Consider the following 24,571-nt stretch of genomic DNA (forward strand, 5'->3'; position numbering starts at 1 on the left):
TTAACTCATTGATTGTTAATGAGAAGGTTGTAGATCTTTTCCAGGTCATCAATATTTTTGACCCGCACAAGAAGACGGCGCTGCTCTAATTGCATCACCAGTACGCCATCCTCGGATAAATTCATTTTCTGGATGCGGCTGTATTTAATCCACGCATTGGCGAAGAAAAAGCCTTCCGTTTTGAAAATAATTTTGGGGCTGCGGATCCAGAACAGATAAAACCCCATCAGCGCCAGCGCGCATAATAACCAGGTGGTCATTATTGCGCCGTGGTGGGTGACGTTGTTATAAACCAGAATGACAATCAGCACGACGAATATCACGCTGTCTACGCGGCCTGGGCGCAGTAGCGGGACGGAGAGTAGGGTAGCGCCATGACGGCGAGGCATGATGAACTGGTCGTAAATGGCGAATGCCAGCAGCGCAAGAATGAAAAGTACCAGTATCAGGTCCGTTACGGTCATTAAGCCTCCAGATAAAAAAACCGGGGGCACAGGGCCCCCGGCGAACAGCAGATATTACAGACCCAGCAGGCCGATAGCGTAGCCCACGATACCGATGACGAAGAAGCCAACGATGATCCACAGGGCATTGACTTTCTTACGCAGCAGCCACATACAGGCGAAGGTCAGCAGCAGCGGTACCAGACCCGGCATCAGCTGGTCCAGGATAGTCTGCACGGTAGTCACACGGGTTTGACCATCCTGACCGGTGATGGTTGAAACCACCAGCGGAATGTTCACGTGCGTCCATTTGTTAACCAATGCCCCCATGACAAACAGGCCGAGGATAGACGCCCCCTCTGTCAGTTTCTGCAGGAAGCCACCGCCCATATCGCTAACGATATCGATACCTTTACGGTAACCGTAAGCCACGCCGTAATAACGGGTTGCCAGACGGACCAGGTTGAACAGGATGAAGAACAGCAGTGGCCCAAGCAGGCTACCGCTCATCGCGATACCGGCACCCAGCGCCGCGAAGACCGGACGAACGGTACCCCAGAAGATCGGGTCACCGACACCCGCCAGCGGCCCCATCAGACCAACTTTGATGCCGTTGATGGCCGCATCGTCAATCTCTGCGCCGTTCGCACGCTGCTCTTCCATTGCTAGGGTTACGCCCAGCACTGGCGCCGCGACATACGGATGGGTGTTGAAGAATTCCAGGTGACGTTTGATGGCTTGTTTGCGCGCATCGTTGTTCTCTGGGTACAGGCGTTTAATCGCCGGAACCATGGAGAAGCAGAAACCCAGCGCCTGCATACGTTCGAAGTTCCATGAACCCTGAAACAGGTTAGAACGAATGAACACGCCACGAATGTCACTCGGTGTGAGTTTTTTCTCAGTGGTAGTTTTAGTCATATCAACCATGTCGCTCACCTGTTAGTCCAGTTCGTTATCAAGATCGTTGTTGCCTGCAGCCTGAGCTGGCGCACCGGCGACGCGGTTATATTTCGGGCTAAGCTGGATGTAGAGAACGGCCATAACGGCGCCAATCACACCCAAAGCAACCAGGTTGAAGTCAGTGAACGCCGCAGTGACGAAGCCGAGGTAGAAGAACGGCATCAGGTAGCCTGCGCGCATCATGTTGATGACCATCGCATAACCGACGACCACGATCATGCCACCGGCGATGTTCAGACCGCTGGTCACAACTTCCGGAATGGCGTTCAGCATGCTCTGAACTTCGCTGGTACCGACGGAAATAGCAACGATAACGGCCGGGATAGCAATACGCATCGCCTGCAGGAACAGGGAAGAGACGTGGATCCATGACAGCGCCGTAAGGTTACCGTTTTCAGCGGCTTTATCTGCTGCGTGCTGGAATGCCACGGTGATGGTACGGACGATGATGGTCAGTACCTGGCCCGCTGCCGCCAGCGGAATCGCCAGTGCGATACCTGCACCAATACTTTGATGCCCGGCGATAACCAGAATGGTGGAAATAATAGATGCCAGAGCGGCATCTGGCGCAACCGCCGCACCGATGTTCATCCAACCTAGTGCGATCATTTCCAGGGTACCACCGATGATAATACCGGTTTTCATATCCCCGAGAACGATACCGATCAGCGTACAGGCGACCAGCGGACGGTGGAACTGAAATTCATCGAGTATCGATTCCATACCCGCAATACATGCGACGATGAACACCAGCACAATCTGAAGAGTGGTAATCTCCATTGTACTTCTCCTATTGCTAATTCAAACTTAAGTGTGAAAGCTAAAAAGTTGCCAGAGTGCTTATTTCGGCACTTTAGCAATCAGATCCATCATTTTCAGTCGCTGATCGGTTGAAACCTTACGGACTTCCAGCTCGATACCGCGTGCGTTCAGTTTGTTAAACGCCTCGATATCTTTCTCGTCAACGGATACCGCGTTATTCACCTGGGTTTTGCCCTGGCGGAACGCCATACCACCGACGTTTACGGAGGTCACCTTCACGCCGCCTTCCACAATACGTTCTACGTCAGTCGGGTTAGTGAACAGCAGCATCACACGTTCACCCGCGTATTTCGGGTTGTTGTAAACGCGGATCATTTTGGCGACATCGACAACGTGTGCCGTTACGCCAGGAGGAGCAACTTGAGTCAGCAGCGTTTTGCGCACGGTATCGGCAGCGACTTCATCGCTGACGACAATAATGCGGCTCACGTTAGTCTCTTTGGTCCAGCGGGTGGCGACCTGACCGTGAATCAGACGGTCATCAATACGAGCCAGACCGATAATCATGTAATCGTTCGGGCCCATCGGTTTCGCTGGAGCAGCGGCTTTCGGTGCAGCAGGTGCGGCAACGGGCGCGGCTTTTTCTACCGGTTTCGCTTTCAGCGCTTTCACGCCTTCGCTACCGGTTTCAACAGCCAGCGCAACCAGCTCATCAAAACTTGGGTTATCGTCACGCGCCATAAAGGTTTCAACCAGCATCGGAACGTTGACGCCGGCGATCACTTCATAGTTTTCTTTGTCGACAACAATGCGGCTAGCCGCGTTGAATGGGCTACCGCCCCAGGTATCAACAAGGAACAACACGCCTTTGCTGGTATCAAGCTTTGCCAGCTGCGCGTTGTATTTTTCGATTAACGTTTCTGCATTCTCGCCAGGCACGAAATCGATCCAGCCAACATTCTCCTGCTCACCCAACAGCATCTCTGCCGTTTTCAGCAGTTGTTCTGCTGCCCAACCATGTGTGCCTATAACAATAGCAATCGTCACTTGCTACCTCCTTTATTATCGTGTGTATCAGTAGGGCTGATACATTTTGAACCGATGCCATAACCGAATCGATTCAGACAAGGGTTAGAGAGAAAATCCAATAACTACCGAGAATTATTTTAGACAGTGAAAGAATAATTAATGTGATGAAGATCCGTAATTTAGTTAAAGGACAGCAATTATTTTGTGGTGCAAAAAATTGTCTTACATTTTGCAAAGACGCGTAAATCTTTGCCAAAATGCTCATTGTTTTTGCTATGTTGTATTTCCGTTTAATTACACAGGAGTATAGGGCATCAGCCCGTAGTATGGATCGTCACCGACGTCTTTTCGCCATTGACCGCCGTTGCGGCACACCTCCCGGCCTTCTGCGCCACCTTTTTTTATCGCCCGGTATCGTCTCGCTTAAACATGACATAGCGATGACTCGTCACGTCTCTCGTTGGAGTGGTTTATGGAACTGTTGATGGACCCGTCAATTTGGGCCGGATTGTTGACGCTTGTCGTTCTGGAAATTGTTCTCGGTATTGATAACCTGGTGTTTATCGCCATCCTGGCCGATAAACTGCCGCCAAAGCAGCGTGATAAAGCCCGCCTTATTGGTCTGTCGCTGGCGTTGGTGATGCGTCTGGGGCTGCTTTCCGTTATTTCCTGGCTGGTCACGCTGACCGCGCCGCTGTTTAGCGTATGGGGGCAGAGTTTCTCCGGACGCGACCTGATTATGCTGGTCGGCGGCCTGTTCCTGCTGTTTAAAGCGACCACCGAGCTGCATGAGCGGCTGGAAAACCGCCAGCACGACTCAGGCCACGGTAAGGGCTACTCCAGCTTCTGGGTGGTGGTGCTGCAGATTGTGGTGCTGGATGCCGTGTTCTCGCTGGATGCGGTGATTACCGCCGTCGGCATGGTGAACGATCTTCCGGTCATGATGGCCGCCGTGGTGATTGCCATGGGCGTGATGCTGCTGGCGTCTAAACCGCTGACGCGATTCGTGAACGAACATCCTACGGTCGTGGTGCTCTGTCTGAGCTTCCTGCTGATGATCGGTTTGAGCCTGGTGGCTGAAGGCTTTGGCTTCCATATTCCGAAAGGCTACCTGTACGCGGCAATTGGCTTCTCGATCATCATTGAACTGTTTAACCAGATTGCGCGCCGTAACTTTATCCGTCATCAGTCAACGCTGCCGCTGCGTGCGCGCACGGCAGACGCCATCCTGCGCCTGATGGGCAACCGCAAACCGGTCAGCGCCGCGCAGGAAGAAGGCCACACGACGACCGTGCCGGTGCCGGAAGGGGCCTTCGTGGAAGAAGAACGCTACATGATTAACGGCGTGCTGACGCTGGCCTCGCGTTCGTTGCGCAGCATCATGACGCCGCGTGGCGAAATCAGCTGGGTCGATGCCGATCTGAACGCTGATGAAATCCGTCAGCAGCTGCTGTCGTCGCCGCACAGCTTGTTCCCGGTGTGCCGGGGCGAACTGGATGAAATTGTCGGTATTGTGCGCGCCAAAGAGCTGCTGGTGGCGCTGGAAGCCGGTGAAGATGTGTTAGCGCTGGCTGCCGCCAACCCGGCGATTATCGTCCCGGACACGCTGGACCCGATTAACCTGCTGGGCGTGCTGCGCCGGGCGCGCGGTAGCTTTGTGATGGTGACCAACGAGTTTGGCGTCGTGCAGGGGCTGGTCACGCCGCTGGACGTGCTGGAAGCGATTGCCGGTGAATTCCCGGATGCCGATGAAACGCCGGAAATCGTGGCCGATGGCGAAGGCTGGCGGGTGAAAGGTACTACCGATTTGCACGCGCTACAGCAGACGCTAGGCCTGGATAACCTCGTGGACGAAGATCACGACTACGCCACCGTGGCGGGGCTGGTGATTGCCGTCAACGGGCAGATTCCGGCAGTGGGCGAAACGGTTGAACTGCCGCCGCTGCAAATCACCGTGACCGAGGCCAACGGCTACCGTATCGATCAGGTGCGGGTGCTGAAGCTGTCTTCACCGCACGACGAAGACGCGTAATCCGTGTTCACCCGGCCGAGGCGTATCAGCGCCGACGCCGGGGTTTTGCCTGCTCCTGCGGCTAGACTTTTTCTGCTTCATTCTCAGCCAGCCAGTGGGGGAAATCTGCCAGCGGCATTGGCGGTGAGAACAAATATCCCTGCAGTAAATGCACGCCGTGGCGCTGCAGGTAAAGCGCCTGCTCCTGCGTCTCAACCCCTTCTGCAATCAGCTCAATATTCAGGCGCTGCCCCAGCGCGATGATAATGTCCGTCACCGCGGAGTTCACCGCATCGGTGCCAATTGCTGCGGTGAATGCTTTATCAATCTTCAGCACGTCAGGATGCAGCATCTCCAGCCAGGAGAGGGAGCTATTGCCGGTTCCGAAATCGTCAATTGCCAGCTTAACCTGATGATTTCCCAGTTCACTGCGTAGCGGATAGCTCACATCATGCGGAGCATCGCGTTCCGTTAACTCGATGGTCAACTGCTGTACCGGCTGATAGCTAAACCAGTGCTGCTGTAAATCCTTCAGCAGCCGACCATGTTTAAAGTGCGCAGCCGCGACGTTAATACCTATCTGAAACGCGCGGTCGTTGGGAAACAAATGCAGTTTTTTCGCCGTTTCGCTAATGACATAGCGGGTAAGGGGAATAATCAGGTTTTGCGTTTCCGCAATCGGGATAAACACGTCCGGCTCAACCCAGCCCACTCGGGGATTGTGCCAGCGGAGCAGGATCTCAACGCCGATGCAGCGCTGCATACGGGCGTCCATCTGCGGTTGACAGTAGAGGCTGAACTCTTTACCGGCGATGCCCATGTTGATCTCGCGTGAGAAGCTCAGCCGCCCAGCGGTTGCCAGCCAGGCGATCCATGTAAACAGCACGCTCATAATAATTGCCAGCGGCAGATCGGTGATCAGATTGCGTAGCGCAAGCCGCGCGGGGCCCGGACTCAAGGCACTGATGCTAAAGGGGAAGGCGGTGGATGTACGGGTATAGATTTTGTCGTCACCCGGCGACAGCGCGTTATTAATGCCGGGACCGTGCTGATAATTCAGATCGCCCACGTTCAGGCTGATACGGTTAATTAACGGCGGCGAGGGTTCAAGAATGATATTGCTGATCAAATCAATATTAATCGAGACCATGACGCCGTCCTGACCGTCGTCGGAGGCCGGGTACCACTGAATCAGAATTGGTGTTCCCACGATCAGGGAGTGATCGAGCGTCAGCGCCAGCAGCGGCAGACGGCTGGGCAACTGTGGCTGGAGGCTGTGTAGCGCAACGTCACGTGCGCCCAGCGCGCTGGAACAGTACAGCTTACCGGCTTTTACCAGCGCAATAGAGCGCACGGTTTGCAGCGCAACGGCCAGCTTGCGCAACGGCAAATGGATGGCCTGACAGGGCTGGCCCACCAGCGCAAGCATGTCGCTGCGCCGAGATTGCAGCGGCTGTAATATTTTATTCAATCGCTCAACGGAATGCGCGGTGAGCTGGTCTAGCTGTTTCTGATTTTCGCCACGCTGCGAAATAAATCGTGTCCCCAGGGTGAGCGCGAAGGCGCAGACCGCGATCACCATACATACCGCGATTCGCTTACGGAGGTACTGCCTGATAATCCATTGTGCTGTCTGCATTTCCGATGCTCAGTGCGGATGTATTGATAATGAAAATACCAGTGCCGACACAGCAAGTGTAGTGGGAAGCGAAAATTGTGAGGAAAATAAGGAGATAAATCACCCACCCGTATTAGGGGGTGGGTGAAAAGGCTGATTAGTCACACTGTACTTTGATGGCCAGACCGCCGCGCGACGTTTCGCGGTATTTGGCATTCATGTCTTTGCCGGTCTCGTACATGGTTTCAATGACTTTATCGAGCGACACGCGCGGCTCGCTGGTACGACGCATCGCCATCCGCGCGGCGTTGATCGCTTTCACCGAGGCGATCGCATTACGTTCAATGCACGGCACCTGCACCTGACCGGCCACCGGGTCACAGGTCAGCCCCAGGTTGTGCTCCATGCCGATTTCCGCCGCGATACATACCTGCTCCGGGCTCGCGCCCAGCAGTTCCGCGAGGCCGGCCGCCGCCATTGAGCAGGCCACGCCCACTTCCCCCTGGCAGCCGACTTCGGCACCGGAAATAGACGCGTTCATCTTGTACAGCGCCCCAATAGCGCCCGCCGCAAGGAAATAGCGGATGTAGATATCCGGACTTACCGACTCGATAAAGTGATCGTAGTAGGCCAGTACCGCCGGTACGATCCCACAGGCCCCGTTTGTCGGTGCGGTAACCACGCGGCCACCGGCGGCGTTCTCTTCGTTGACCGCCAGCGCAAACATATTCACCCAGTCAACCACGTTCATCGGGTCGTGGGAGAGCTTATCGCTGGACACCAGCATGCGGCGCAGCGCAGAGGCACGGCGCGGGACGCGCAGCGGCCCAGGCAGGATGCCTTCGGTGTTCATGCCACGGTCGATACAGGCGCGCATGGTCTGCCAGACGTTGGCAAAATAGTCTTCAATCTCTTTTTTGCTGTGCAGTGCCAGCTCGTTTTGCATCACCATACCGGAGAGCGACAGCCCGGTTTCTTTGCAGTAGCCGAGCATTTCCGTGGCGGAAGCAAACGGGTAGGGTACGCTGACCGCGTCGCTGGCTTCTTTGCCGAAATGTTCTTCATCGACGATAAAGCCACCGCCGATAGAGTAGTAGGTTTTGCTGTAAACCAGAGTTTCTCCGGCCCAGGCGTGAATACGCATGGCGTTTTCATGCAGCGAGAGGTTTTCGCTGCGAAAACGCATGCCGTCATCGGCCGGGAAATCAACTTCCACGCGCCCGTTGGCCAGCAGCAGGCGGCCGCGGGTTTCTACGTCACGAATAAACGCCGGGATCGCATCGATATCGACGGTGTCCGGCTGGTTACCCGCCAGCCCCATAATAATCGCGATATCGGTATGGTGGCCCTTACCGGTGAGGGACAGTGAACCGTAGACGTCGACGGCAACGCGCGTCACGTCATCAATCAGTCCCTTTTCGACCAGGTCATCGACGAACTGTTTGCCAGCCTTCATCGGCCCTACAGTATGGGAAGATGAGGGACCAATCCCCACCTTAAACATGTCGAATATACTAATCACTTTAACACTCCTGACAGGGTTGCCGCGTTGTTGCGGCAACGATGTAATAACTGCGCATAGTGTATGAGGGAACCCGGCGTTCAGCTTAACTATTCACATGAATTTAACTAATGAATCTCTGTGATTTTACTAATACTGAAAACCGGCGGTTATGATAAGTATAGTCAGGGCTTCAGGCCCACTTGTAGCGCCAGCTCACGAATGATGCCGGCGGTCATGCCCCAGACAAAATAGTGCTGATACCAGGAGAGCCAGACGCGGTGCGAATTGCCGCGACGGTGGATGTCGAGCGGATGGTAACGGCCCAGACGCAGCGCTTCGGCCAGCGGCATTTCGAACACGGAGGCCACTTCATCTTCGCTGGCGTGATAGTGCAAATTCGGCGGGATCACGCCAAGCACCGGCGTCACCTGAAAACCGGTGACGCTGTCGACCGGCGGCAGCATGCCGATAATTTCCACGCTTTCTGGCGGAATGGCGACTTCTTCCTGTGCTTCACGCAGGGCAGCGGCAATCAGCGAGGCGTCGCTGCTGTCTACCGCGCCGCCGGGGAACGCTACCTGTCCGGGGTGTTTGCGCAAACGCGCTGAGCGCTGCGTGAGCAGCAGACCCGGCTCGGGACGGCGCACAATGGGCACGAGCACCGCCGCCTGGCGGGCGTTTAAGGCCGCGCGGCTGGGCTGCGGGCGAAGCAGCTGAAAGCGGGAGAGAAAGTCGTCCAGATTCAGCGAACGCTCTTCCATGTTCAGGACTCCAGTTGATGTAAGATACGATTCACTTTATCAAATGTTTCCTGATATTCCGCATCTTCATTACTGTCGGCGACCAGACCGCCGCCAGCGGAGCAGTAAAGCGTGCCGCCGGTAGCGGTGACGGTACGGATAGTAATGCTGGTGTCCATATTGCCGCAGGCGCTGAGATAGCCGATGCTGCCGCACCAGGCGTTACGACGATGCGGCTCCAGCTCGTCAATAATCTCCATTGCCCGCACCTTCGGCGCACCGGTAATGGAGCCGCCGGGGAAAGCGGCGCGCAGCAGATCGCTGGCGTGCAGCGCGGCGGGCAGTTCGGCGGTGATGGTGCTCACCAGGTGGTGTACCGCCGGGAAGGGTTCGACGACAAACAGTTCCGGCACGCGTACGCTACCGGGTGTGGCCACGCGGCCAATGTCGTTGCGCATCAGGTCGACAATCATCAGATTTTCTGCCCGGTCCTTCGGCGATGCGGCCAGCTTCTGCGCCTGCGCGGCGTCGGCCTGCGGATCGTCGAGGCGCGGCAGGGTGCCTTTAATCGGGCGGGTCTGGATCTGCCCTTGTTCCAGATGGATAAAACGCTCCGGCGACAGGCTTAAAATAGCGCTGTCGGCAAAACGTAAAAATGCGCTGAACGGCGCGCGGTTGGCGTGATTCAGGCGGACAAATGCTGCCCACTCGTCGCCGCGATAGCGGGCCTGAAAGCGCTGCGCCAGGTTGACCTGGTAGCAGTCGCCGCTGTGCAGATAGGCCTGCACCTGGCGGAACTTCTCGCCATACTGCTGGCGGCTCATGTTTGAGTGCCAGGCCGACGTCAGAGCAAAGGGCTCGGTCTCAGGCATTGCCTGCTGTTGGAGCCATGCCAGACGCGCATCGATATCGCCGTAGCTGAGCAGGGTGACGACCTCGCGCTGGTGGTCGACAATCAGCGCCCAGTCGTAGAGGCCAACCGCCATATCTGCCAGCGTGATATCGCGTTCGGCGTGCTGCGGCAGCGTTTCGAACCGTCGCCCCAAATCATAGCCGAAAAGCCCAACGGCACCGCCGGTAAAGGGTAAATCGCTTAACGGCTCGCGAGCAAAACCGCGCGCGTCCAGCGTCTGCTGCAACAGATGTAGCGGGTCAGCCGTTGAGGTATGGCTGCTGCCATCGTGGTTTACCACGGTTATTTCGCCGTGGGTTACCAGCGTGGCACAGGGTTCGGCGACCACGATGTCATAGCGGCTGTGCGGGTGATCGGCGTAGCCGGAGTGCAGCATCATCGCCCACGGAGAGGCGCTGAGCGGGGCAAAATAGAATTCCGCGGCGTCCTGTCGCCACGGCAGCGTCATCGTAGAAGGGTGTAACATGGTTATTCTGTCCAGCCAGGTCTGCGCTGCCTCTGGCGAAGAATCGGGCAGCATGAAATAATAAGCGCCCACAATGTAGCAGGAGTCAATAATGTTTGCAGGATTACCTTCACTGAGCCATGAGCAGCAGCAGAAAGCCGTCGAGCGTATTCAGGAACTGATGGCGCAAGGTATGGCGAGCGGCCAGGCTATTGCGCTGGTAGCCGATGAACTGCGTGCGAACCACACCGGTGAGCGCATCGTCGCCCGCTTTGAGGACGAAGACGAGTAAGCGATGGCATCCCGTTTAACGCTGCTGCTGGCGATAGCGCCGCTGACAGCAGCGGCCGCAGAATCTTGCTCGCTAACCGATCCTCAACTGACGCTGCAAAGCTATACCGTTGATGCTGCTCGCGAGCGTATTGCGATGTACTGGCTTAAGCCCGACGGTAAGGCCTACGGTTCGCTGCGTGGGTTGCTTAATGTGATTAACGACGACGGTCGGGTGCACATGGCGATGAACGGCGGAATCTACGATAAAGCCTATGCGCCGCTGGGGTTGTACATTGAAAACGGCGAGCGCAAAGCGGCCCTCAACCGGGCTTCCGGCGGCGGCAACTTTTTCATTAAGCCCGGGGGCGTATTCTATCTGCGTGGTCAGCAGGCGGGGATTGTCAGCCTCGATAAGCTAAAGTCGACGAAGGGCATGGACTACGCGGTTCAGTCCGGCCCGATGCTGATTGAAAATGGCATCATCAACTGGCGACTCAAGCCGTCGGCCAGTTCGCGCAAGTTGCGCAACGGCGTCGGCATCACCGCTCAGGGAAAGGTGGTATTTATGCTGAGCGAACGCGAAACCAATTTCTACGATTTTGCCTGCTATGCAAAATCTCGTCTCAACGTCCGGCAGATGCTCTATCTGGACGGCACCATTTCTAAAATGTACCAGCAGGGGGGCTCGATCCCCTGGCAGTATCATCCTTTCGTCACCCTGATTACCGTTGAGAAGCGGTAGATACGCCTTCCGTTGCCGGAAGGCGGCGGGTTAAAGCTGGATATCCGGCAACAGCTGAGGGTCGTCGTGCAGCGTGACGTGCGCCGCTCGCTCGCCTCGCCAGAAGGTGAGCTGCGTAGCGCCTCGTGCGGTGTGTACGCTGACTTCAGTGAGCGGTGAGCGGGTAGCCAAATCCCACAGACAGACAAACTGTGCCTGCGGCAGATGGTTACGCATAACCAGATAGCTCAGGTCGCTCACCGCCGGGTTATCCGGCGCCAGCCCTTGCCACAGCTCTCCGTCACCGGCCAGCCACAGGGCGAAGGTATCGCCTTCGCGAGCAAAGTGGCGCGGCTGGCAGCCATACAGCGGCGTGACGGTCGACGACGACATGTTTCGCAGCGGACCGCCTAGTGAGAACGGCTGCGGTGTGCCGCTTTGGTCAAGCGCCTGCGCCGCCAGATGCAGCGTCCAGTCAAGCTGCTGGCGATGCGGATTATCGACCGTCGAAAGGTCGATCAGCACATCGTCCAGCCACAGCAGACGACGGCGGAAGCGTACCTCGCGCCAGGCTTCGGCGTCCCACTCGACGCGGGTGTGGCTGTTAAGCGTCGGCGGCGGTTGCCCCCAGTCCACCTCGCAATCCAGCCACAAATAGTCGTCACCCTGATGCTGGCCCAGTACCGTTGGGTTGGCAGGCGGCTGATTGGTCTGGTTAACCGTTAGCGTATTGTGAGTAGCGCTGTTTTTGTAGTAGTCATAGTGCATTCGGGCCCCGTAGCCGGTGGTGCCCAGATCCGGTAGTAGCCAGCCGTCCCGGTGCCACAGCAGCAGGCTCAGGCGATCGTAGTGGTCATGTTCGCCGCCCCACGGGCTGTGTTTTATCAGCACCGCCTGCCGTTGCTGCGGCCGACGCCAGAGGGTTAAACCGGCACCAGGGGCAAACAGGGAATGCTCGGGGATGGGGGAGGCCGCGACCTCTGGCAGCGGTTGGGCGCGCCAGAGCAGCGTTTCCATTTCATCCGTCTGCACATCGGTAAACTGCAGCACCGCCGCGTACTGCGGATCGCGCCAGATAAACCACGCGAATTCGTACAGATCCCGGTGGTGCAGCTTCTCCTGACCGGCAATGCAGTCGTTCAGGCGTGGGAAGGTACCGTCGGGGAGCAGCAGCGACAGCGGGAAGCTGAGCATCTGCCGGTACCACGGGCCGTCAATCAGGCTCCAGCGGCTGCCGCGCGCCAGTTTTTCAAAGGCAAAAAAGCCCTGTAGCGCGTAGTAGTGGTAGTGTACCGAACCTTCAAACCACAGACCTTCCGCCAGCAGGCCGTGCTCGAGCTGCCAGCGAAGGCCGTAGGGAGCGTTAACGGCAAACTCCAGCAGGCTGTCATCTTCCAGCACAAAACCCAGTACACCGAGGGCGGCGTTGATTTTCACCTCATGATTATGGATTTGCGGACTGCGATGCGCCTGTAAAAAGGTCGCCGCACAGCGCAGGAGGTGGCGGCTGATATGCTCGCGTTCGGCCACGCTAAGGCTCTGGCAAATAAAGTCATAGCCCAGCGCCATATCGAGAATACAGTTGGCTTCGCACAGAGTTTGCGCGTTCATTTTCCCCGGGCCGTTGTGCGGAATATCGCCATGCACTTCATAGGCCGGATAAACGTCAGCGTAGCCCATCAGAAGGGTGCGTACTTTGTCGCGGTAGGCGGTTTCGCCAGTCAATTGCCACAGTAGCCCCAACTGCTGACAGGCGCTGGCGTTGCGCCCGTTCATTTCTCGCCACCATGCGCCGTCCCACGGCTCGCCGCTGAAGACTTCGCCGTCCACCGGGCAGCGATGATGGTGCGGTGAGTCCGCCTGCCAGGTCAGCCGCACCCCGTGGTGCGGACAAAAATAGTAGAGATTCCAGGTGGCGATCCCGCTTTGCGGAATACAGACCGCAGCGTGGAGCGCCGGTTGTGCATCCTTAATGAGCCGTTCAATCAGGCCGCTATTGCCGGCTGCACGTCTGGCAATCTCGGGCCATAGCCCAGAAAATTGTTTCATTATTGGTTTTCCCTGGCCTCTGTCGACGCTGGCAGCGGGGCAATCAGCGTGGTGATATCGTCAGGATATTTTGCCCGCAGCCACCGGGCTTTTTCACGGAACTGTGCGTCATCCGGCCAGGCGTGAGCGGCGCTTGCAAGGTTACGCAGCGCTTTTTTGTCATCCATTTTATCGAGATCTTTCCACGGCCAGGCGGCGTCGCTGTTGATAAAGCCGGCGATGTATTGGTAGCCCTTGCGCAGGCTGTGATCGTCGAGGGTAAAGTTCCAGATATCGACGCCCGCTTTTTCGCCCAGGCGACCAAGACGGTTATACGCGTCAAGGTTAAAGTTGCTGTAGTGCCAGGGACGCGTGCGCTCCAGCTCGGCCATCTGGCGGCCTTCTATGTCAAACTGCCCGGCGATGCGGCGTAGCTGGGTGATGTACAGCCGTTTTTTGGCTTCGTCGGCGTTGCCGCTGAACAGCGCAAATGTCGCGGCCTGCATATCGAAATAGGTCCCGTGGTTGTTGTGCCAGTTTTCTTCTTCAAAACCGTTCTGGCTGGTGGTCATCCAGTGATAAAAATCACCGAACCACGTCTTCAGCTCGCCGATCTCTTTGTCGCTGAGCACACCGGACGGCTGCAGAATGGCGATGGCGTCAACCACCTCAACCAGCGCCCGGCTGTCGATGATCCCAATGCCACGCCCGGTATTAATACCGGGAATGGCCTGGGCATGCTGGAGATTGGGCGTCATGTAGGTTTTAGGATCGAGGAACCAGGATTTTATCTGCGCGGCCGCTTTTTGTGCGTAGCGGTCGTCATGTGAGAAATACCAGGCCAGTGCCAGGGTCGAGACATCGTTGCTCATCTTCACCAGCCGGTTTTTGTCGGTGGCGTCGCTGTTGGCATCGGGGTTGGTTTGCCCATCTTTGCGAATGTACGGCAAGCCGTCTTGGGTGTCGGGGTTCGGCCACCAGTAAGGCGGGAAGCTGTAGTAATCGTGCTTGTTGCCGCTGGCGGCGACCAGCGACTTATCCATAACTGAAAACAGCGGGTGCTTTAGCGCCAGATCCGCCTTTTTCAACAGCGCGCCTTCGGCCTGCACGAACAGCGGGTCTTTGGCGGCGATCTGCTGACGGCTGAAGGCCAGATCTTTAGCATCCAGCGTGTACGGTTCGGCGGCGTACAGCGACGCGCTCAGCCCGGAACAGAGTAAGGCAATGCCTAATAGTCCTTGACGTGGTATTGAACTCATAGTGATAACCCTTCTGCAAATATGAGAAAAGATAACAAGAGAATTACCCCATTGCGTATTTAATAAAACGCAAAAGGCAGGCTTTTTAATTAACAAAATAATTTCTGAAATAGGATTGCGTGCAGTGTAAAAGACAAAGTGATTTTTTTTGTGACTTTCATCATATTTAGCGGTGTGAATAAAAAATGGCGCATTTAATGTAGTGCGGATCACATATTTTGGCCATTTTCTACATTTTTTGATTCCTTCAATGAAATGCGTAAAATTATATCTTTATGATTTTTAATGATTTAATAATTAAGTCACTTTTATTGTCACTTTTTCATGTGATCTGATTCAACTTTTGCGTTTTTGAAATGGGATTTCTTTTTGGCGTGGTTGTATTGGAAAATACATTTCTATTTAATATTCGAAAATAACGTTTACGTCCGTTGTATTAATGTCGGCTGCTTATCAGGAAATGATAAACAGCCGGTGCGAATTTATTTACCGTTGTGCCCTACAATAAAGGATATGCCACCATGTCTGCGAATAAATTACGTTCATTATTACTGCTTTCCGCCCTGGGTCTTGGTGTGAGCCAAAGCTACGCCGCCACGACGCTTAACGTCTGGATCCGCGCCAGCAACGATTCGAAGAATATCTATAAGCAGGAGGCCGAGACGTTCGAGAAGAAGACCGGGATAAAAATTGAATACTTCAATGCCACGACCGACTTCGAGCAGCGCCTGGCGCGTGCGGCGGCGGGCAACGCCCTACCTGATTTGATCTTCAACGATGCGGCTTCTTTGGGCCAGTTTATACAGCTCGGTATTGCTGATGAGATCGACCCGAAAACCATCAGCGGCGGCGACCAGCTTTATCCTACCGCCTGGAACAGCACCCGTTATATCGATGGCAAGTACTACGGTGTACCGACCTCGGCGCAAACCTTCGCGCTGTTTGTGCGCAAGGACTGGCGTGAAAAGCTGGGTCTGCCGCAGCCGAAAAGCTGGGAGGATATTCAGACGCTGGCCAAAGCGTTTACCACCCAGGATCCGGACGGCAACGGTAAAAACGATACCTACGGCTTTATCATGCCGGGCTCCACCACGCGCGGCTACGCCAGCTGGTTTATGAGCAGCTTTATCTGGCAGGCGGGCGGTGATTTCGTCAAAGAACATAACGGGACGTTCAGCGCCTCGCTGGCTACGCCGGAGGTCGCGCAGGCGATGACCTTTATGCGCACCATGATGTGCGAGAAGGTGACTCAGCCGGGGGCGATTAACGCGACGACTGCCGACGTGATCCCGTCGTTCCGTTCCGGGCAGAGCGGGATGTTCTTCAGCGGCCCGTACCATATTGCGCTGTTTGATAAAGACCCGGGTAAGGAGAAATTCGAAGTGGTGCCGGTTGTCGGGCCGAAAGGCGAAGCGACCCTCGCCGAAGGAACCACCGTCTTTATGATGAAAAGCAGCCAGCAGAAAGAGGCGGCGCGCAAATTTATTGAATTCATGATCTCGCCGGAAGGGCAGGAGATCGGGATGGGCAAGGGCAGCCAGCATATTCCGGTGGTGCGCCTGCCGGTGAACCAGAATGTCAACGTGAAGGACGTCTATCAGGACGACCGCTGGGAGACTTTTGCCCGCCTGTATAACGAGCAGGGCCGTTACGTACCGCAAATCCCTAACTGGACGCCGGTGCGTCAGGTCGCTGCCGACGGTTTCAACCGTATCTTTGCTGACTGTAACAGCGATATTACCGCAGAGCTGAAAAAGACGGACGAGAAGGTCAATGCCGAGCTGGCGAAACAAAATGTGCTGGCTAAATAAAGGAGTAAGTGATGACGCTGCATGAGACGAAGTCCTCGCCGCTAAAGCAAGCCGCTTCGCCTGACGCGACCGGCTGGCTGACGGCAAAGCGCAAACGGGCGCTGATACCCTGGCTGTTTCTCGCCCCGGCGCTGGTGATCTTCAGCTGGTTTAAGTTTATCCCGATGATCCAGGGTCTGGTGATGAGCTTTTATAAGGTCAACTTTAACCAGCCGGACGAATGGGTGGGGTTCGCGAACTTTACCCGTGCCTTTGCCGACGTGGAGCTGCACGCGGCGGTCGTCAACACGTTGCTGTACGTATTAGTGACGATGTTTGCGGCCGCAATTCTCGCGTTCTTCCTCGCGATGCTGCTGGAAGGCCCGGCGCGCCATTTGCGTTTCATCCGTACCGCCATCTTCCTGCCTGCGGTAACCAGTGCGGCGATTGTCGCCGAAATGTGGCGTATTTTGTTCAACCCAACGCCGAATGGGGTGGTAAACCATATTCTCAGCTGGTTTGGCGTGGCCGACCAGGGGTTTCTGGCCAGCTCCGATCAGGCGCTTGGGGTGATTATGTTGCTGCATATCTGGAAAGCGGTGCCCTACAACATGGTGATTTTCATCGCCGGGCTGGCAGGCATTAGCCGCGATCTGTACGACGCCGCCAACGTCGACGGCGCAAACTGGTGGAACCGCCTGCGCTACGTCACGCTGCCCGGCATGATCCCCGCGCTGTCGGTAGTGCTGATGCTTTCGTTCATTCGTGGCTTCCGCGTGTTTGCCGAAGTGTATGCCACCACCGGCGGCGGGCCGTCTAACGCCACGGAGATGATCATGACCCATATCTACAAGCTGGGCTTTGAACAGTTCGACTACGGCTACGCCTCGGCGGTGTCATTCCTGCTGTTCGCCTTCACGGTGGTGTTAACCATCTGCCATCTGACGCTGAAAAAACGTATCGCACGTTACTAAGGAGCCGCGATGTTAAGTAAACGTTGGGATACCGCAGGACGCTGGTGCATCTATGCGCTGCTGTTGATTGTTTTTGTTGGACCATTCTGGGGCATCGTCGCGACCGCGTTCAGCGGCGCGCCGGTGAAGCCGGGGGAGCTGCTGGCGTGGCCGAACCAGTTCTCGCTGGAAAACTTTATCTTTGCCTGGCAGGACATTGGCGTCTGGCAGTATCTGCTGAACTCCATCCTGGTGGTGTTCTTCGGCACCATCCTGCAGGTGTCGGTGAGCGCGCTGGCCGCCTATGCGCTGGCGCGTAAAAAGTTTCGCGGCGTGGCGCTGGTGAGCCTGGTCATTCTCTCGACCATGATGCTGCCGGAAGAGGTCATCGCCATTCCGCTGTACATGATCATTAACTGGCGGCTGCCGTTTATTGACGCCTCGCTGTACAACAGCTACCTCGGGATGATCTTGCCGGTGGTCGGCTGGGCGTTCTCCATCTTCGTGCTGACCGAATTTATGTCGGCGATTCCGAAAGAGCTGGAAGAGGCGGCGCGGATTGACGGTGCCAACGAGTGGCAGATTTTCTTCCACGTCATCCTGCCGCTGGTGAAGCCAGCGCTGGGCACGGTGGTCACCTTCGGCTTCATCATGATTTGGGACCAGTATTTATTGCCGCTCATTGTGGTGAACCAGGACAGCCTGAACACCATTCCGGTGATCCTCGGCACGCTGCGTACCGATGAGAGCATCACGCCAAACATTTTTATCGCCATTACGCTGTTAGCGATGCTGCCGAGCATCATCGTCTACCTGGGCCTGCAAAAACATTTCAACCGCGGGATTATGTCCGGCGCGGTCAAAGGATAAGGAGCTACCGATGGGATCCGTTGTACTGAATAACGTGCGTAAATCATACGGCGAGGCACACGTCATTAAAGATGTGTCGTTGACTATTCCTGACGGCGAGTTTTGCGTTCTGGTGGGCCCGAGCGGCTGCGGCAAGTCAACGCTGCTGCGGATGATTGCCGGTCTGGAAGAGATTTCCGGCGGCGAAGTGCATATTAACGAGCGGAACGTCACTGACGTGGAGCCAAAACTGCGCAATATTGCGATGGTATTTCAGAGCTACGCGCTCTATCCGCAGATGACGGTGCGTGAAAACATGGGCTTTGCCCTGAAAATGGCGCGTTTGCCGAAAGGCGAAATTAACGACAAAGTGAACGAAGCCGCGTCGCTGCTGGGGCTGGGACCGCTGTTGGAGCGTCTGCCAAAGGACCTTTCCGGCGGCCAGCGTCAGCGCGTGGCGATGGGGCGCGCTATCGTGCGTAAACCGCAGGTGTTCCTGTTTGATGAACCGCTCTCTAACCTGGATGCCAAGCTGCGTACCCAGGTGCGCGGCGAGATTCGTGACCTGCACCGACGCCTGAAAACCACCTCGGTATACGTGACCCATGATCAGATTGAAGCCATGACTATGGGCCAGATGATTGTGGTGCTGCGCGATGGTCGTATCGAACAGGCCGGGACGCCGCTGGAGCTGTATGACCAGCCGGCCAATCTGTTCGTTGCTGGTTTTATCGGATCGCCTGAAATCAACCAGCTGCCGGGCGAAGTGGTGCTCAATGGCAGCGTCACCAGCCTGCGTCTGAAGGATGGTTCGCTGCTGGCGCTGCCGACGGGGATGCAGGTCAAACATGGCCAGCAGGTGGTGTATGCGATTCGCCCGGAACAGGTCAACGTGGTGCACGAGGCGCGCGATGATGCGCTGGCGGCAAAGGTCACGGCGGTGGAAAACACCGGCTCAGACATGCAGCTGTTCTGCGACACCGGCGGCGGCGCTTTTACTTCGGTCTTTAAGCAGCGCCTGGCGGTGAAAGAGGGCGATAATATCTGGCTGCAGCCGAAGCTCTCCGGCGTGCATTTGTTCGACGCACAAAGCGGCCAGCGCATAGCATGCCTGGAGGAACAATAAGGTGGCGATGAAGCTGTACACCCTTGATGAAAATTGCCTTGAAAACGCCCGCGCGGGGCTGAAACAGCCGTTTTCGCCGCTGCAGCTGGCGCTGAGCAAGCTGGTGGCCGAGGCGGACCAGCTTCGGCGCGAGCCGCCGGAAAGCGTGGTGCATAAGAAGCTGCGCCCGGCGAGCGGCGATGCGCATGATTATTACAGTCTGGGCACCTACTGGTGGCCCAATCCCCGGCGGCCCAACGGGCTGCCGTATATTCGCCGCGACGGGCACATTAACCCGCAGTGTGAAAATAACGATACCGACACGTCGCGAATTATCCGCATGTGTGAACGCTGCCTGACTTTAGGTTTAGCGTGGTATTTCACCGGTCAGCGTCAGTACGCGCAGGCTGCGGCGCAGCAGATACGCTGCTGGTTCCTTGACGCGGATACGCGTATGAACCCGCATCTGAACTATGGCCAGGCCATTCCGGGGATTGTTTCCGGGCGCGGCACCGGGCTTATCGATACCCGCCTGCTGTGGATGGTGGTGGACACCATCGGGCTGATTAACGGCGCCAGCGTACTGGATACCGACGATATTATCGGTTTGCACCAGTGGTTCCGCGACTTTAACCACTGGATGTACTACAGCGAAATCGGCCATTCTGAATACGTCTGGCACAACAACCACGGCACCTGGTACGACGCCCAGCGCGCGGTGAATGCGTTGTTCTACGGTGACAAAGGGCTGGTGGCGAGGATTATTGAGCAGGGGATCACCCAGCGTATGGCGGCGCAGATTGACCAGGACGGCAAGCAGACGATGGAACTGGAGCGCACCATTCCATTCCACTACTCGCTGTTTAACCTTGAGGCGCACCTGCTGCTCAACCGCTATGCCGAGCACGTTGAGTTCGATCGCTGGAACCACATTCGTGACGGGCGCGGGGTGAAGCAGGGAATTGACTACCTGGTACCGTTTATCCGCGAACCGGATCTCTGGCCATACAGCGATTTGCAGGGGATTGTCTGGGACAGCGCGCTGCGTGTCCTGTTGCAGACGGTGCGCGGGTATCCAAAGCAGTCGGCGAGCTATCGTGACGTGCTGAAGTGCTTGCCTCAGGAGACGCTACAGTTGAAAGAGCAGCTGATGTGGTGTCCGGGATTGTAGGCCTGATAAGCGTAGCGCCATCAGGCATTTGGCGCACGTTGCCGGATGGCGGCGTGCAGATACCGTGCCTCACCGATTCGGGGAGGCACGGCATACTGATCTACACCGCGGCGATAATCTTAATCTCAACCTTATATTTCGGGTTCATCAGCTTCGCCTGCACGGTGCAACGCACCGGTGCGTGACCGGCAACCACCCACGCATCCCATGCTTTATTCATGGCGGCAAAATCATCGCCGTCCGCCAGGAAGAGGGTGGCGTCGAGAATGCGCGACTTATTGCTGCCCTGTTTTTCCAGCACCGCGTCAATCTGCGCCAGCGTATTTGCCGTCTGCTCAAACGCATCAGCGTCCAGGTTTGTCGGTACGCCGGTGTAGTAGAGGGTCTGGTTGTGGATCACAACATCAGACCAGCGCGCTTCGGCATCGATACGTACAATTGTCATTTCCATTTCCTTATTCACATCACGTCATCGCGCTAAGACTGCCACATTGTCGCCGCCGCGTCACGACTTCGGCTGGCGTAAGCCCGATTGGCCTGACATAATCACTGGAAATTTTTCCAGGGGGTAACGTGACGGACGATTTTGCAGCAGACGGCCAGCTTGCGCAGGCGATAACCGGGTTTAAACCGCGTGAACCGCAGCGTCAGATGGCGCACGCCGTCGCTCAGGCGATTGACGAAGGTCAGCCGCTGGTAGTGGAAGCCGGTACGGGTACCGGTAAAACCTACGCCTACCTGGCGCCCGCGCTACGTGCGGGTAAAAAAGTCATTATTTCTACTGGCTCCAAGGCGTTACAGGATCAGCTCTACAGTCGGGATCTGCCCACCGTGGCGAAGGCGCTGACGTTCACCGGTAAGCTGGCGCTGCTGAAAGGGCGCTCAAACTACCTGTGTCTCGAACGTCTGGAGCAGCAGGCGCTGGCGGGTGGCGACCTGCCTGTTAACACCTTGAGCGATGTGATCCTGCTGCGTAGCTGGGCTAACCAGACGCTTGATGGCGATATCAGCACCTGCGTGAGCGTCCCTGAAGACTCCCAGGCCTGGCCGTTGGTCACCAGTACCAATGACAACTGCCTGGGCAGCGATTGCCCGCAGTATCAGGACTGTTTTGTCGTGAAGGCGCGTAAAAAAGCCATGGACGCTGACGTGGTGGTGGTTAACCATCACCTGTTTCTTGCCGACATGGTGGTCAAAGAGAGCGGCTTTGGTGAACTGATCCCCGAGGCCGATGTGATGATCTTCGATGAAGCCCACCAGTTGCCGGATATCGCCAGCCAGTATTTCGGCCAGTCGCTTTCCAGCCGCCAGCTGCTGGATCTCGCGAAAGACGTGGTTATTGCCTACCGCACTGAACTCAAAGATACCCAGCAGCTACAGAAATGTGCCGACCGCCTGGCGCAGGCGACGCAGGATTTCCGCCTGCAGGTGGGCGACCCGGGCTATCGCGGAAACCTGCGCGATCTGCTGGCGGACAGCGCCGTGCAGCGCGCGCTGCTGCTGCTCGACGATGCGCTTGAGCTGTGTTACGACGTCGCAAAGCTGTCGCTCGGCCGCTCCGCGCTGCTCGACGCCGCCTTTGAGCGAGCCACGCTCTACCGTGCGCGGCTTAAGCGGTTAAAAGAGATCAACACACCCGGCTATAGCTACTGGTATGAATGTAATTCCCGCCACTTCACCCTCGCGCTGACGCCGCTGACCGTCGCGGATAAATTCAAAGAAGTGATGGCGGCCAAGCCGGGCAGCTGGATTTTCACCTCTGCCACCCTGTCGGTGAACGACGATCTGCACCATTTTACCGAACGACTGGGCATTGAAGCGGCGCACTCGCTGCTGTTGCCAAGCCCGTTCGACTACGCCAGCCAGGCGCTGCTCTGCGTGCCGCGCAATCTGCCGCTGCCCAATCAGCCCGGCGCCGCGCGCCATCTGGCCGCGATGCTTAAGCCGCTGATTGAGGCCAACGACGGGCGCTGCTTTATGCTGTGCACCTCGCACGCCATGATGCGCGATCTCGCCGAGCAGTTCCGCGCCACCATGACCCTGCCGGTGTTGTTACAAGGTGAAACCAGTAAAGGCCAGTTGCTGCAACAATTTGTCAGCGCCGGGAACGCCCTGCTGGTTGCCACCAGCAGCTTCTGGGAAGGGGTTGATGTGCGCGGCGATACGCTTTCTCTGGTGATTATCGACAAGCTGCCGTTTACCTCGCCGGACGATCCGCTGCTGAAGGCGCGAATGGAAGACTGTCGCCTGCGTGGCGGCGATCCGTTTGAGGAGGTGCAGCTCCCTGATGCGGTCATTACCCTCAAGCAGGGCGTGGGCCGCTTGATCCGCGACGTTGACGATCGCGGCGTGCTGGTGATTTGCGATAACCGTCTGGTGATGCGCCCTTATGGGGCAACGTTCCTCGCCAGCCTGCCGCCGGCCCCGCGCACCCGCGATATTCGCCGGGCGGTGCGATTCCTGGCGCTGTCATCGACGCGGTAATGCGTGGCAAAGTGTGATAAGATGCGCGCCATTTTGTTGATCCGTAACTGCGAGAGCGCGACTAACCATGCGAATTCTGGCTATCGATACTGCCACGGAAGCCTGTTCGGCTGCCCTGTGGGATGATGGTAAAACCTGTGCTCACTTCGAGCTTTGTCCTCGTGAACACACTCAACGTATTCTGCCGATCGTGCAGGATATTCTCACTGAAGGCGGCGTGAGCCTTACCGACCTCGACGCGCTGGCATTCGGCCGCGGGCCGGGTAGCTTTACCGGCGTGCGTATTGGCATTGGTATTGCGCAGGGGCTGGCGCTGGGCGCCGAGCTGCCGATGATCGGCGTATCCACGCTGGCGACAATGGCGCAGGGGGCGTGGCGCAAACAGGGCGCAACCCGCGTACTGGCCGCTATCGATGCGCGCATGGGCGAAGTGTACTGGGCTGAGTACCAGCGTGATGAGCAGGGCGTATGGCACGGCGAAGCAAGCGAAGCGGTGCTTAAGCCGGAAGCGGTACAGCAGCGCCTGAGCGCCCTGAGCGGCGAATGGGCCACCGTTGGCACCGGCTGGGCCGCATGGCCTGAGATGGCGCAGGGAACAAGCGTGACGCTGCGCGACGGCGGAGTTAACCTGCCTGAGGCCGAAGATATGCTGCCGATTGCCTGTCAGCGACTGGCTCAGGGCAAAACGGTCGCCGTAGACAAAGCGGAACCCGTTTATTTGCGTAATGAAGTTGCGTGGAAGAAACTTCCTGGCCGCGAATGAATCTTAGTAAGTGAATATTGAGATCGGGAGCAGCATCATGGCAGGTAAAAAATTCATCGTTCGTGGCGCCATTGCCGGGCTTATCGCCGTAGCGTTAAGCGGTTGCGTCAGCGTGCCGGATGCCATACAGGGCAGCAGCCCTACGCCGCAGCAGGATCTGGTTCGGGTGATGGCGGCACCACAGCTGTACGTCGGGCAGGAGTCCCGCTTTGGCGGTACGGTGGTGGGGATTGAAAATCAGCAGGGCCATACCCGCCTGGAAATCGCCACGGTACCGCTGGATAGCGGCGCGCGGCCTATTCTGGGCGAAGCCTCGCGTGGGCGTATTTACGCCGACGTTAACGGTTTCCTCGACCCGGTGGATTTCCGCAGCCAGCTGGTGACGGTCGTCGGGCCGATTGTCGGCACCGTTGAGGGCAAAGTGGGCACCACGAAGTACAATTTCCTTCACGTTCAGGTCACCGGCTATAAACGCTGGCGCGTGACCCAGCAGGTGGTGATGCCGCCGCAGCCTATCGACCCGTGGGTCTTTGGCCCGCACCCCTGGAACTACGGCTACGGCGGTTGGGGCTGGTATAACCCCGGCCCGGCTGAAGTACGTAACGTCGTAACGGAATAATTTTTGCGGTCAAACCGTCAAAAAAGAAACAGCGGCTAGTCCGCTGTTTCTTCGTTGTAATGGATATAAAAAAAATAAAGAGTGACGCGCTTCGCAACCTTAATTCCGATTAATTCTTAAACTGGTACGCT

At 56.9% G+C, this 24,571-nt stretch carries 22 protein-coding genes and 2 pseudogenes; 12 read left to right on the top strand and 12 right to left on the bottom strand.

All coding sequences use genetic code 11. The features are described 5' to 3' along the window. Positions 1-5: 5 nt before the first annotated feature. Genes V6942_RS17455 through manX form a run of 4 tightly spaced genes read right to left on the bottom strand, consistent with a single transcriptional unit; the run spans position 6 to position 3,212 of the window. Positions 6-464 (bottom strand): DUF986 family protein, encoded by a 459-nt coding sequence (locus V6942_RS17455; protein ID WP_106927701.1) that lies wholly within the window; start codon positions 462-464, stop codon positions 6-8. Positions 465-518: 54 nt separating this feature from the next. Then, a complete protein-coding gene (locus V6942_RS17460) occupies positions 519-1,370 on the bottom strand; it encodes a PTS mannose transporter subunit IID (protein WP_181358014.1) in 852 nt (283 codons plus the stop codon). Positions 1,371-1,382: 12 nt separating this feature from the next. Further along, positions 1,383-2,183, bottom strand: coding sequence for a PTS mannose transporter subunit IIC (gene manY, locus V6942_RS17465; protein ID WP_106927697.1), 801 nt, complete (start codon positions 2,181-2,183; stop codon positions 1,383-1,385). Between the two features lie 60 nt (positions 2,184-2,243). Beyond that, entirely contained in the window at positions 2,244-3,212 is a 969-nt protein-coding gene (gene manX / locus V6942_RS17470) for a PTS mannose transporter subunit IIAB (RefSeq protein WP_106927695.1), read from the bottom strand. Positions 3,213-3,678: 466 nt separating this feature from the next. Between manX and yoaE the strand changes: the two are divergent. Next, positions 3,679-4,263, top strand: a pseudogene (yoaE, locus tag V6942_RS23460) (CNNM family cation transport protein YoaE); the annotation flags it as partial. Positions 4,264-4,369: 106 nt separating this feature from the next. On the opposite strand, the pseudogene V6942_RS23465 reads toward yoaE, so the two are convergent. Then, positions 4,370-4,417, bottom strand: a pseudogene (locus tag V6942_RS23465) (hypothetical protein); the annotation flags it as partial. A 437-nt stretch (positions 4,418-4,854) separates the two neighbouring features. Here V6942_RS23465 and V6942_RS23470 point away from each other — a divergent pair. Beyond that, positions 4,855-5,226 (top strand): transporter associated domain-containing protein, encoded by a 372-nt coding sequence (locus V6942_RS23470; protein ID WP_413816319.1) that lies wholly within the window; start codon positions 4,855-4,857, stop codon positions 5,224-5,226. 61 nt (positions 5,227-5,287) lie between these two features. Here the strand turns inward: V6942_RS23470 and V6942_RS17480 are convergent, their stop codons facing one another. From V6942_RS17480 to pabB, 4 genes are all read right to left on the bottom strand, one after another. Continuing rightward, positions 5,288-6,844, bottom strand: a complete 1,557-nt coding sequence (locus V6942_RS17480; protein ID WP_333501563.1) for an EAL domain-containing protein — start codon at positions 6,842-6,844, stop codon at positions 5,288-5,290. A 136-nt stretch (positions 6,845-6,980) separates the two neighbouring features. Further along, positions 6,981-8,345 (bottom strand): L-serine ammonia-lyase, encoded by a 1,365-nt coding sequence (gene sdaA / locus V6942_RS17485; RefSeq protein WP_182930431.1) that lies wholly within the window; start codon positions 8,343-8,345, stop codon positions 6,981-6,983. 164 nt (positions 8,346-8,509) lie between these two features. Next, the gene (locus V6942_RS17490) at positions 8,510-9,088 is read right to left on the bottom strand and encodes a CoA pyrophosphatase (protein ID WP_106927687.1); all 579 of its coding nucleotides are present in this window, start codon (positions 9,086-9,088) and stop codon (positions 8,510-8,512) included. A 2-nt stretch (positions 9,089-9,090) separates the two neighbouring features. Continuing rightward, on the bottom strand, positions 9,091-10,446 hold the full coding sequence (pabB, locus tag V6942_RS17495) for an aminodeoxychorismate synthase component 1 (protein WP_106927909.1): 1,356 nt from the start codon (positions 10,444-10,446) through the stop codon (positions 9,091-9,093). A 91-nt stretch (positions 10,447-10,537) separates the two neighbouring features. Here pabB and V6942_RS17500 point away from each other — a divergent pair, with 91 nt between their 5' ends. Together V6942_RS17500 and V6942_RS17505 are read left to right on the top strand one after the other, a co-directional pair. After that, positions 10,538-10,717, top strand: a complete 180-nt coding sequence (locus V6942_RS17500) for a YoaH family protein (protein WP_106927685.1) — start codon at positions 10,538-10,540, stop codon at positions 10,715-10,717. A 3-nt stretch (positions 10,718-10,720) separates the two neighbouring features. Beyond that, entirely contained in the window at positions 10,721-11,440 is a 720-nt protein-coding gene (locus V6942_RS17505) for a phosphodiester glycosidase family protein (RefSeq protein WP_106927683.1), read from the top strand. 30 nt (positions 11,441-11,470) lie between these two features. Here the strand turns inward: V6942_RS17505 and V6942_RS17510 are convergent, their stop codons facing one another. After that, on the bottom strand, positions 11,471-13,468 hold the full coding sequence (locus V6942_RS17510) for a heparinase II/III domain-containing protein (RefSeq protein ID WP_182930433.1): 1,998 nt from the start codon (positions 13,466-13,468) through the stop codon (positions 11,471-11,473). After that, on the bottom strand, positions 13,468-14,706 hold the full coding sequence (locus V6942_RS17515) for an alginate lyase family protein (protein WP_106927679.1): 1,239 nt from the start codon (positions 14,704-14,706) through the stop codon (positions 13,468-13,470). Before V6942_RS17515 ends, V6942_RS17510 begins: the two co-directional genes overlap by 1 nt. 521 nt (positions 14,707-15,227) lie before the next feature. Between V6942_RS17515 and V6942_RS17520 the strand changes: the two genes are divergently transcribed. The 5 genes from V6942_RS17520 to V6942_RS17540 are packed head-to-tail and all read left to right on the top strand — an operon-like array spanning position 15,228 to position 20,574. Beyond that, a complete protein-coding gene (locus V6942_RS17520; RefSeq protein WP_106927677.1) occupies positions 15,228-16,517 on the top strand; it encodes an ABC transporter substrate-binding protein in 1,290 nt (429 codons plus the stop codon). Between the two features lie 11 nt (positions 16,518-16,528). Then, entirely contained in the window at positions 16,529-17,470 is a 942-nt protein-coding gene (locus tag V6942_RS17525) for a carbohydrate ABC transporter permease (RefSeq protein ID WP_223878943.1), read from the top strand. A 9-nt stretch (positions 17,471-17,479) separates the two neighbouring features. After that, complete coding sequence (locus V6942_RS17530; RefSeq protein WP_064544808.1) at positions 17,480-18,319, top strand: carbohydrate ABC transporter permease; 840 nt, start codon at positions 17,480-17,482, stop codon at positions 18,317-18,319. A 10-nt stretch (positions 18,320-18,329) separates the two neighbouring features. Continuing rightward, positions 18,330-19,424, top strand: coding sequence for a sn-glycerol-3-phosphate ABC transporter ATP-binding protein UgpC (locus V6942_RS17535; protein WP_333501564.1), 1,095 nt, complete (start codon positions 18,330-18,332; stop codon positions 19,422-19,424). A gap of 7 nt (positions 19,425-19,431) precedes the next feature. Continuing rightward, positions 19,432-20,574, top strand: a complete 1,143-nt coding sequence (locus tag V6942_RS17540; protein ID WP_106927907.1) for an alginate lyase family protein — start codon at positions 19,432-19,434, stop codon at positions 20,572-20,574. Positions 20,575-20,674: 100 nt separating this feature from the next. Here V6942_RS17540 and V6942_RS17545 read toward each other — a convergent pair whose 3' ends face one another. Then, entirely contained in the window at positions 20,675-21,019 is a 345-nt protein-coding gene (locus V6942_RS17545) for a RidA family protein (protein ID WP_106927673.1), read from the bottom strand. A gap of 128 nt (positions 21,020-21,147) precedes the next feature. On the opposite strand from V6942_RS17545, the gene V6942_RS17550 reads away from it, so the two are divergent. The 3 genes from V6942_RS17550 to V6942_RS17560 all read left to right on the top strand — a co-directional run bounded on the left by V6942_RS17550 (position 21,148) and on the right by V6942_RS17560 (position 24,440). Next, positions 21,148-23,058 carry an ATP-dependent DNA helicase gene (locus V6942_RS17550; RefSeq protein WP_106927672.1) on the top strand — a complete coding sequence of 637 codons (1,911 nt, stop codon included), beginning with the start codon at positions 21,148-21,150 and terminating at the stop codon, positions 23,056-23,058. A gap of 67 nt (positions 23,059-23,125) precedes the next feature. After that, positions 23,126-23,821 carry a tRNA (adenosine(37)-N6)-threonylcarbamoyltransferase complex dimerization subunit type 1 TsaB gene (tsaB, locus tag V6942_RS17555; protein ID WP_333501565.1) on the top strand — a complete coding sequence of 232 codons (696 nt, stop codon included), beginning with the start codon at positions 23,126-23,128 and terminating at the stop codon, positions 23,819-23,821. Positions 23,822-23,858: 37 nt separating this feature from the next. Continuing rightward, positions 23,859-24,440, top strand: a complete 582-nt coding sequence (locus tag V6942_RS17560) for a Slp family lipoprotein (protein ID WP_106927905.1) — start codon at positions 23,859-23,861, stop codon at positions 24,438-24,440. The last annotated feature ends 131 nt before the right edge of the window (positions 24,441-24,571 follow it).

It is taken from the genome of Kluyvera genomosp. 2, from assembly GCF_036759865.1.
GTDB lineage: Bacteria > Pseudomonadota > Gammaproteobacteria > Enterobacterales > Enterobacteriaceae > Kluyvera > Kluyvera ascorbata_B.